Annotated in this window: 8 protein-coding genes; 5 read left to right on the top strand and 3 right to left on the bottom strand. The window is 63.5% G+C overall.

Annotation, left to right across the window (positions count from 1 at the left end; all coding sequences use genetic code 11):
* Both Q1K49_RS06585 and Q1K49_RS06580 read right to left on the bottom strand, forming a co-directional pair.
* Nucleotides 1-360 (bottom strand): SDR family NAD(P)-dependent oxidoreductase (locus tag Q1K49_RS06585; RefSeq protein WP_300524232.1); only part of this gene is annotated, 360 nt, incomplete at its 3' end.
* Nucleotides 361-494: 134 nt separating this feature from the next.
* The gene (locus Q1K49_RS06580) at nt 495-1295 is read right to left on the bottom strand and encodes an acetoacetate decarboxylase family protein (RefSeq protein WP_300524229.1); all 801 of its coding nucleotides are present in this window, start codon (nt 1293-1295) and stop codon (nt 495-497) included.
* A gap of 666 nt (nt 1296-1961) precedes the next feature.
* Between Q1K49_RS06580 and Q1K49_RS06575 the strand changes: the two genes are divergently transcribed.
* The 4 genes from Q1K49_RS06575 to Q1K49_RS06560 all read left to right on the top strand — a co-directional run bounded on the left by Q1K49_RS06575 (nt 1962) and on the right by Q1K49_RS06560 (nt 4514).
* Nucleotides 1962-2180, top strand: a complete 219-nt coding sequence (locus Q1K49_RS06575; RefSeq protein ID WP_025745656.1) for a DUF1659 domain-containing protein — start codon at nt 1962-1964, stop codon at nt 2178-2180.
* A gap of 397 nt (nt 2181-2577) precedes the next feature.
* Complete coding sequence (locus Q1K49_RS06570; RefSeq protein WP_300524225.1) at nt 2578-2787, top strand: DUF2922 domain-containing protein; 210 nt, start codon at nt 2578-2580, stop codon at nt 2785-2787.
* Nucleotides 2788-3285: 498 nt separating this feature from the next.
* Nucleotides 3286-3531, top strand: coding sequence for a YvrJ family protein (locus Q1K49_RS14905; RefSeq protein ID WP_366146049.1), 246 nt, complete (start codon nt 3286-3288; stop codon nt 3529-3531).
* Entirely contained in the window at nt 3528-4514 is a 987-nt protein-coding gene (locus Q1K49_RS06560) for a glucosaminidase domain-containing protein (protein ID WP_300524223.1), read from the top strand. The genes Q1K49_RS14905 and Q1K49_RS06560 overlap by 4 nt, the downstream gene beginning before the upstream one ends.
* A 73-nt stretch (nt 4515-4587) precedes the next feature.
* Here the strand turns inward: Q1K49_RS06560 and Q1K49_RS06555 are convergent, their stop codons facing one another.
* Complete coding sequence (locus Q1K49_RS06555; RefSeq protein WP_300524220.1) at nt 4588-5376, bottom strand: transporter substrate-binding domain-containing protein; 789 nt, start codon at nt 5374-5376, stop codon at nt 4588-4590.
* 819 nt (nt 5377-6195) lie between these two features.
* On the opposite strand from Q1K49_RS06555, the gene Q1K49_RS06550 reads away from it, so the two are divergent.
* Nucleotides 6196-7195 (top strand): hypothetical protein (locus tag Q1K49_RS06550; RefSeq protein WP_300524218.1); only part of this gene is annotated, 1000 nt, incomplete at its 3' end.

The following is a 7195-nucleotide window of genomic DNA, read 5'->3' as shown; positions in this document are numbered from 1 at the left end:
GACTCCCATGAGGTTCAGATCCACCAGGAATTTCCAGATGTCGAAGGTGATCTTTTCCGTGGGCAGGGTCATGCCCATGCCCGCGTTGTTGAACACGAAATCCAGATGTCCGTCAAAGGCCTTCGCGTCACGGAGAAGGGCTTCCACCTGGTCGAGCCTGGTGACGTCCGTGTGCCGGGGGATTACCGTTCCACCGGCGCTCCGGAGCCGTTTCGACTCCCTGGCGAGGTTCTCGTCGTTCACGTCGGCCATGAACACCGCCCGGGCTCCCCGGGCGAGCAGCGCTTCCGTGATGCCCAGGCCCAGACCCGACGCGGCGCCCGTGACCACCGCCACCTTGTTCTCGAAATATCCGCTCATGTCTCCCATCCTTTCTTTCCGGTCCGCCTCCTGTCTCTTTTCCGTTCCCGTTTTCCGTCCCCGTTTTTCGTCCTCCGTCGCTTTTCTCCCGTGTCTCCCTTTTCTCCCGTTTTCCACTTTTTTCACTTACCGCGTCAGGGAAGCGCTCTCGAATCGCCCCCGTTGAGCTGCGCCGAGCCCTTGAACATCATCGCCGTGAAGGGGCTCTTCACGGGAAGGTCCGCGAGCGCGGCGATGATGGCGTGCTGCAGGGGATGTTCCGCCGCGGTGAGTTTGGTCCAGGTGCAGTGCCCCTCTCCCGACCAGGCGCGGGCCATGCGCGCCTCCTGGGGATAGAGCGTGGCGTGGCTCAGGGAGGCGCCTCCCTTGCCGAGGTTGGGCAGATAGCGCCAGCCGAAATAGTTTCTTTTGCTCCGGGTGTTCGCCGCGGCGACCTCGCTCTCGGAAAGTTCCCGGGTGCGGGTCATCTCCAGCGTGAGGAACGTGCGGCTCTCGTAGCTCGCGGCGGTGAACCAGCGCTCCTCCACGCGGCGCTCGCAGGCGATGTCCGCGAAGAGCTTCGGCATGCCGTCCTCCTCGCGCCCGCCGATGATGGGGCAGGCCTTGTTCTCCCAGATGACGAACACGTATTCCCCGACGAGTCCTTCGGCGTTCCCGAGGTAGCGCACCGGTGTGGTGACCTGGATGAGCCGGTACTCTCCGCCGGCCATCCACGCCACGTCCCGGGCGTTCGAGAACTGGACGTTCACCAGGGGCTCCAGCAGCTCGAAATCCTCGGGAAGAATCGGGAGCAGCGCCTCCGGATCGGTTCGAAACTGGAGGCTGATGCCCGTCATGTCCCCGTAGACGGTGCGCAGGGGAGAGAAGGCATGCCCGGAAAAATGCACCGGCATGGCGTAAACGTATTCATCCTTGAGCTTAAAGGTGCCTCTCATGGCTCCGCCTCCCGGAAATGGATTTTCTGCATCATGGCATTTCTCGCGTGGGTTGTCAAACCAGTAGCTTGTTGCTTCGAGCACTTTGGCTCACGGTGGCGCAGCGCATTTCGCAAAGGGCCGCAGGCGTGCGGCGGAGGGCGCATGTCCGCGCCGGATCCGAGGCCGGGGTTGCCTGGGATCGGGGAGGGGGCGGCTGTTTCTTCTCTGGAAGGAGGAGGAAACGCGCCGACCTGGGCAGAGCCGAACCAAGGGAAGCGTCGGACAGGAATCGGAACAGGTCACGCACCCCGGATGGCGCACTCCGGCGGAGGTTCCTCAGGCGCTGGTTGCGCCTCGGTTGTGTGTGCATGAACACTCCGAATCCTGAAAAATCGATGAGCAAACCTGCAAAATCCGAAGGAAAACCTGCAAAAAAGCTGCGGAAAAACCGGGGAAAAGTTGGGAGAAGAACTGAAGAAACGAAGGTAAAATGCCTTTTGATGACATATTTATGCGTATTGCGTGAACTGAATATGTCATTTAGGCTGAATGCGTGGAACGGAGGTGGAAATTCGGCGCCGCCGAAGGTCCGTTCTCCGGAGCGTTTCCGCGCCTTCCGCGAAGGAAAGCGGCACGCTCCGCACGGTTCCGACACGTTTTTGCAACAGAAAGGAGGTGAAAGGCATGGCGAGTTTTCTTTCCGAGGGCAGCCGGCTGATTCTCAAGGTGCAGACCGGCAGCGACGAGTGGGGCAAGCCGAAGAGCAAGACCCTCTCCTGGCGGGGCATCGACCCCGAGGCCTCCGCGGACGACGTGGACGCCGTGGCGAACGCCCTGGCCGGGCTCTGTCTCTATCCCCGGCTGGAGGTGCAGAAGCAGGACACGGACCTGGTGACGGCCTGACGGATCTTCCCGTGAAGGGCCTCGCCGAAACTCCGCCGCCGTTGCCCGCTTTTTTCGCGGGCGGCTCCGGGCGTTTCCGGTCCTTCTGAAGTGCTTCCGTGTTTCCTTCCGAAAGCATTTCAGTGTTCCGGGAGAGAGTCCGGGATGTGCCGCGCTCCAGTGCGTTCGGCAGGCTGCGGGCAGGGGAAGCGGAAACCTCGGCGTGGCCCTGCGCCGCATCGCTGAGGGCCGGCGGAGCCTTCTTCAGAGGTTCCGTAACGCAAGAACGAGGGAATGCGCGCACGAGCACACGAGTACACGAGTGAGCGAGCGAGCCCACGCACGAACGAGCGCACGCAAGAACGAACGAACGCAAGAACGCAAGAACGAACGAGCAAGCGAAAGGAGGTGACATCTCATGGAGACCAGAACGTTGCGCATGATCTTCGGCCTGTCCTCGGGGAAAGAGTGGGTGCTTTCCCTGTCCAACCCCAGGACGGATCTCACCGAGGGAGAAGTGACGACGGCCATGCAGGCCATCATCGACAGTGATCTGTTTCTCGTCGGGCCGGACATGATCGTCCGTGCCGAGATCGTGTCCCGGAACGTCACGGAAGTGGTGGCCTAGAGATTCGGCGGTCTGGAGAGACAGCGGCCTGGGGGCCTGGTTGCCTGGAAGACCGGCTGACGGTCCGGCAGACCGGCGGGATTTCGGGGCGGCGACGCGTGCGCATGCACCGCCAGGACTCGCCGCCCCGTTTTCCCTGGGCTGCGCATGCGTTTCCCCTGCATTTCGCATGCGTTTTGCATGCGTGTCTTCGCGTTCTGCGCTTCGCCTGTCGCCGCCGGATTTTCCGTCGCCGCTCCTTCCTGTCCCTTTCTCCTCCTCCCTCTTTATATCCATGTATATTAAGGAAGGTTTTTGTTTTTCGGAGAAAGACTTCGGGGCGACGGCCGGAACCCAAAGACCCGGAGCGGGCCGGAGAGAAGGCCTGGAGAAAAGGTTCATGGAAGGCTTATGGAAAAAGTCTATGGAAAAGGCCCACAGAGACATCGCCAGGAAAGGCTCGTAAGAAAGACCCGAAGACAAGGGGAGACAAGGGGAGACAAGGAAGGGGAGGCAGACATGACGGAACTTCTGCAGCAGTTCGTCCAGCACGGATTTTCCGTGGTGGTGGCGGCCTATCTGCTGGTGCGCATGGAGAGCCGCCTCGACGCGCTCACCGAGGCGATCCGACGCCTGCAGGCGGTACTTGAGGCGGGAATGTTTTGCCGTGACGAGACGGCTTCGGCGGCGGTGCCCCGTGCGGCGGCCACGCTCTTTCGGGGCGAAACCCGTTCGGGCAGGTCGGCGGGGAGGCAGGGCGCATGACCTCCGCGAGCGGCTTCGTCGGCACGCCTGCGGAAGGGCGGTCGCTTTTTCGCACGTTGCAGCAACAGGACCGGCGGAACGGTCAGAGGGAGCAGCACGAAAAGAACGCCGGTCTCGGTGTCGCATCCCTCGTCGCCTTCGACGGTGAACACCTCGCCCCGGGAACGGAAGCGGGAACGGAGGCTGCGGTGAAGGCCACGAGAGAGACGGAAGCGGAAGCGAAGGCGACGACAACGGGAGCGACGGGAACGGGAGTGATGGGAACGAAAGCGACGGGAACGGGAACGCAAGGGAAGACGGCGGGAGATGTGGAAACGAAAGTGAAAGCGGCCCCCCGAAAGATGGCGGAATTGCTCCCTCGGAGAGACGACTCTCCGGAAGAGATGCCCCGCCTGGTCTTCGAGGCGGTGCGCGTCGGCAACAGCGCCCGCACTCTTCACCGAGGGGCGCCGCTCAACGCCTTCGGCGCGGCGGTGCAGACCTGGCACGAGACCGGGGGATTCCGTTCCGCGGCGATGCGCCGCACCTGGAACCTGGCGGGCATCAAATGCACCCGGAGCTGGGTGGCCGAGGGCGGCCTCTGCTGGAACAGCGCCACGAAGGAATGGGTCGGCGGGGCGGAGCGGCGGGTGGAGGCGGCGTTCCGGCACTACAGATCGCTGGAACATTTTCTGGCGGATTACTCCCGGCTCCTCGCCACGTGCTTTCCCCTTGCGGCGCGCAATGCGGACTGCTGCTGGCTCTTCTTTGCGGGGCTCTCCTGGGGCGCGCCCCGGAAGGACGGCACGCGCCTCAGGTGGGCCACGGACCCGAACTATAGCGCGTCGCTGGTGCGGGCGGCCCTGACGCTCGCGCCCTCCCTGCTCGGCGGCGCCTGGAAGGACATTCTGCGCTGCTCCTTTTCCGCGGCCCGGAGCCGGGGCTTTCCCGACGCCGCCCTGGAGGCGCTGATCCGCGCCGCCCTCGCGGAAGGAGGCGGATGAGAGCATACGCCAAAAGGAGAGCGCGCCCCCTCCGGCGCGGAAGGAGGGGGCGGAAGGGAATTTTAAGGGAATTTTATTTGAACCACTTCTCGTACAGGGCGTCCCGCTCCTGTCGCACCACCTCGTCCACCAGGGCCTTGAACGCCGGGTCCACCTCCTTGGGGAGCACGACGCCGAACTCCTCGGAGGAGAACAGCTCCTCCAGCACGGCCAGGGAAGAATCGTCCTTCGCTTCCGTCAGGGCGAAGGGGCTGTCGAGAAGAACCGCGTCGAGCGCTCCCGCCCGCAGAGCGTCGAGCATCTCCGGAACAGCGGCGAAGACGAAGAGTGCGCTCGATCCGAAACGCTCCCTCGCGGTACTTTCGCTCGTGGTGGCCTGCTGGACGCCGAGTTTTCTGCCCGCCAGAGCGGCGGCGTCGGGGATCGGGACCGCTTTCCGGAAGAGCACCATCTGCCCTGCCGTGAAATAGGGCTCCGAGAAGGTCACGTAGGCGGCGCGCTCGGGGGTGATGGTCACACCGGAGAGGATGAGATCCACGCCGAAGGGAGGCCATCCGCCGGGGCTCCAGGCACCGCTCACGCTTCCCGCGTCGCCGTCGCCCCAGGGAAGCGGCACGATCTTGAGGGAGACGCCCGCCGCAGCGGCGATCTTCTCCGCCAGATCCACGTCGAAGCCCGAGGCGGCGCCGTTCTTCCACATGTGGAACCGTCCCCAATCCTCGTCCTCCAGGCCGAGGTTGAGCGTTCCCCGCGCTTTGATCTCCGCCAGGGTCGCCCCGAAGGCGACGGATACCACCAGGAGCACCGCCATCGTACCGAGCAGCACCGCAAGAGACTTCCGCAGCATCTTTCCCCGTTTCATCGTACACGCTCCTCTCGTAACACCCTTGCATGATGCCTTCGTCATCGAATCGAATCCCGCCCTGTCTCGCCTCGCCCGGCCTTGCCTCGGGTCATCTTGTCTCATCTCATCTTGGGGAACCTCTGAATAAGGCCGCATCAGCCCCGTAGGGCACCTTGCAGATCCTGATGTGATCCGAGTCAAGGGAAAGCGAAAGGCCTTTATTCAGAGCTCCCTTGGATAAAGCCATGCCGTCTCTCGTCCCGCCCCGAATTGATCACCTCTCTTTTTCTCCGCAGAAATCCCTTTTACTCCTGAATGCCTGTTATGCTTGTTCTGTTTGCCTTCCGATTTTTTACGCTCTTTTCGTTCCTGCGCGCCTGTCATTCCGGCGGCGCACCGACACATTCGCTCCGCCGCGGTATTTTCCGACATGCGGGCCGACATGGTGTCGCGTTTCCTCACGAAGCATGCGACATGTTCCACCATAGTGTTTATAGCAGAAGGAAGACGCCTCGAACAATGTTGGAAAAGTGACGAATCTGTGTTATGTAGGTAAAAACCGTTCCTCTCGGGAGACGGATGTGCGATGTCGGAAAACCGTGCGGTACGGAGGGAACAGAGCGGAGAGACGGTACGGCGGAGGACGACGGGGAGTGAGCGCTCCAAGGTCGGGAACGGTGGAAGGGAACGGGGAGTGAACGTTCCGGGGTTGAAAACGCGGAGGGGAACGCGGAATGAACGCCGGGGGTTGAAACGACGGAAGCAATGGGGAGGAGTCTTGAAATGACCTGCACGGAAAAGACAGAAAGAAAAAAGACATGGATGGGAAATACACGGATGCGAAAAGGATTCTTCGGAGGCGCTCCGGGTGGTGCGGAAACGGCCGGCGCTGGAGCGGCGAAACCGACCGCGGCGGTTTTGCACCGCGGCAGCCCGCTCACTGTCGTCGCCCAGGGTGCGCTTTTCGCCCGTATCGCCCTGGGGGTGCTTGTCGCGCTCTTCGCGACGGGGATGGCGGAAATGGTGAAAGGCTTTCCCGCTCCGGAGGCGGCGGCCGCCACGAAGGCAGTGTCTCCCTGGAGCGACCCGTCGGCGGTGACGGTAGTCTTTGCCCGGGACGGAGGCGTGTGGCTCACCGACGCCGCAGGCGGCACCCCGCGGCGGCTCTGCGACGGCAACGACCCGGAGATCTCCCCCCGGGGAGATGCCGTGGCCTTTACGGACTACCGCGACGAGGGGCGGCGGATCGCCCTGTTGCGTCTGGGCGAGAAGACGGCCCGGCTCGTGGCGGGCATTCCCGGCGACAACAGCTACGGCCCCCGGTGGTCCCCCGACGGCATGCGGCTGCTCTTCAACCACTGGCTCCCTGACGAGGCCCGGTGGGTGACGGCGGTGGTTTCCGCCTCGGGGGGCGATCTGCGACTCGTCACAGGCGCCGTACGGGACGTCTATTCCCCCTTCTGGGCCGCCGACGGCGCGAGCGTCTGTGCCCAGGATCTGGAGTTTCTCTACCGCTTCGACCTGCAGGGGCGGATGCTCGAAAAGCGCCCCCTGGTGGAACTCTTCGGCGACGCGGTCAGCTTTTCCAGCGCCGCGCGCTTCTCCGTCGCCCCCGACGGGTCGGCGGTGCTCTTTGACGCGGACATCCTTGAAATGAGCCCCCTCGCCCAAAAAGTGGGCGAACCCGCGAGCGCGGTCTTTCTCTGGCGCCCGGCGAGCGGTGCGCTCCCGGCTCGCATTTCCCCCGAGGAGATGAGCGTCTTTTCCCCCGCATGGCTTCCGGACGGCTCGGGTTTTCTCGCGGCGGGTTTTTCCGCCCCGGATGTGAAGGGGAAGG

This window comes from Aminiphilus sp., assembly GCF_029975095.1.
Classification (GTDB): domain Bacteria; phylum Synergistota; class Synergistia; order Synergistales; family Aminiphilaceae; genus Aminiphilus.
This window is presented reverse-complemented; position numbering and strand designations above follow the sequence as displayed.

Excerpts from the sequence above, each read along its gene's own strand:
- Q1K49_RS06580 (WP_300524229.1), bottom strand. The coding sequence starts at position 1,295 with ATGAGAGGCACCTTTAAGCTCAAGGATGAATACGTTTACGCCATGCCG.
- Q1K49_RS06575 (WP_025745656.1), top strand. The coding sequence starts at position 1,962 with ATGGCGAGTTTTCTTTCCGAGGGCAGCCGGCTGATTCTCAAGGTGCAG.
- Q1K49_RS06570 (WP_300524225.1), top strand. The coding sequence starts at position 2,578 with ATGGAGACCAGAACGTTGCGCATGATCTTCGGCCTGTCCTCGGGGAAA.
- Q1K49_RS14905 (WP_366146049.1), top strand. The coding sequence starts at position 3,286 with ATGACGGAACTTCTGCAGCAGTTCGTCCAGCACGGATTTTCCGTGGTG.
- Q1K49_RS06560 (WP_300524223.1), top strand. The coding sequence starts at position 3,528 with ATGACCTCCGCGAGCGGCTTCGTCGGCACGCCTGCGGAAGGGCGGTCG.
- Q1K49_RS06555 (WP_300524220.1), bottom strand. The coding sequence starts at position 5,376 with ATGAAACGGGGAAAGATGCTGCGGAAGTCTCTTGCGGTGCTGCTCGGT.